The organism is Neptuniibacter sp. (assembly GCF_024231755.1).
Taxonomy (GTDB): Bacteria; Pseudomonadota; Gammaproteobacteria; order Pseudomonadales; family Balneatricaceae; genus Neptuniibacter.
Genome location: NZ_JAAEQH010000006.1, coordinates 1 through 1,393, shown reverse-complemented (window position 1 = coordinate 1,393; position 1,393 = coordinate 1). Strand labels below are relative to the sequence as shown.

Sequence of the window (1,393 nt, the reverse complement as noted above, 5' to 3'; positions counted from 1 at the left end):
GTTTGTGACAATACCAAACACTTTGTACTTTCTGTTATCCTTGCTCATCGTGGGGAAAGGGTAGGTTTTTTCCTCTTCCATTCCAGGAAGACTGAGTTGCTCATGGATGATCTCTCGGGTTGCAATATAACGATATTCAGGACCCTTTTTACTGTGTCCTATGGCATTGGGAACAAAACACACCTCAGCCCATTGCTTGCCCGTCTCTATTTCTTTACCTTTTACCTTCTTGGTATAACTGTGCCAGTCTTGCTCTGGCACCTCTGCTACTGCCTTCTTAAATTCAGGGGTCACATCACAGCCTATGGCAAACTCTATCTTTCCAAACCGTTTGTGGCTACCCAGGGCACAATATCTAAGCAAATTATGCTGATAGCCCGCAGTATCAGAACGCAACCTCACCTTATCCACACCATCAGGCAAACATTCAAGGGCTTCGGTAAGAACTCGCAACTGATCAAATCCCGCAGGAACATTCCCGTCACGAAACTCTGTATGTAATACCACTTCCTGCTCCGCCCACCACGTATTGAACGGTTGATACGATTTATATCCTTTATAGCAAAACAGGGCTTCCGATTTGTTCGTCTCCACCAGCGTCGCATCCATGTCCAACGTAGCTGTCTTTTGCGGATTGTTCTTCTGTATAAAGCTTACAAAATCACTGTTCACTTTCGAAAAACCACGTAAATGGATATTTGACGCCGGGATAAAGGCTTTACCTGCCTCACGGAATCTATCCTGCCTCGCATCATGAAAAGCAGAAAGATATCTGAGTACGGCCGAGGGCGACGGAATCGAGCGTCGTTTTTCTTTACGCCAGCGTCGTTCTAAGGACCGGCGTTGCTGCCGGCTCATACCATCTATATGCGTCCTGTCGATTACCCGACAAAAACCCTCATCTTTTTCAAGACGGTTCAAGTCCTCAACACATTCACCCCCCGCCAGGTTCAACATAATCAGTGACATCACAATCTGACTATCACTCCAGCCCTGGCTTCCCTTGCGAACTCCAAGGTGTTCCTCCATCGACCGTGACAACCCCAGCACTTGGGCTAAATCCAGGTACACTGGAAGCCCTCCAAAGGCCGTCATTTTACTCTGCTGTTTCTCTTCTTCATACTTGAAAGGTAGCGCGCCTTGTGTCATTATAGAATTTCACCTCGTTGATGATAGTTTTGTTATCCTAAACACATTCTATCCGCTTGTTTTATCAAGCACAACGAGGTTTTTATTTTTTTTGACGGTGGATCAAGGGCATATGCTGTTGGTGCTCCATTGTTTATAATTAATCCCAATACTAAAGAAAAATCTGGAATATTTTTTGATTTAGTTAATGGTGCGGCTAACAAGCTTGATTTTGATGTCGATTGGAATGCGGAAGTTGGTTACG

At 45.1% G+C, this 1,393-nt stretch carries 1 protein-coding gene; it reads right to left on the bottom strand.

Features of this window, described 5'->3' with window-relative positions; all coding sequences use genetic code 11:
- The coding region (locus GY843_RS00290) for a transposase (RefSeq protein ID WP_297305726.1) at positions 1 to 1,149 on the bottom strand (1,149 nt) is incomplete at its 3' end.
- Between the last annotated feature and the right edge of the window lie 244 nt (positions 1,150 to 1,393).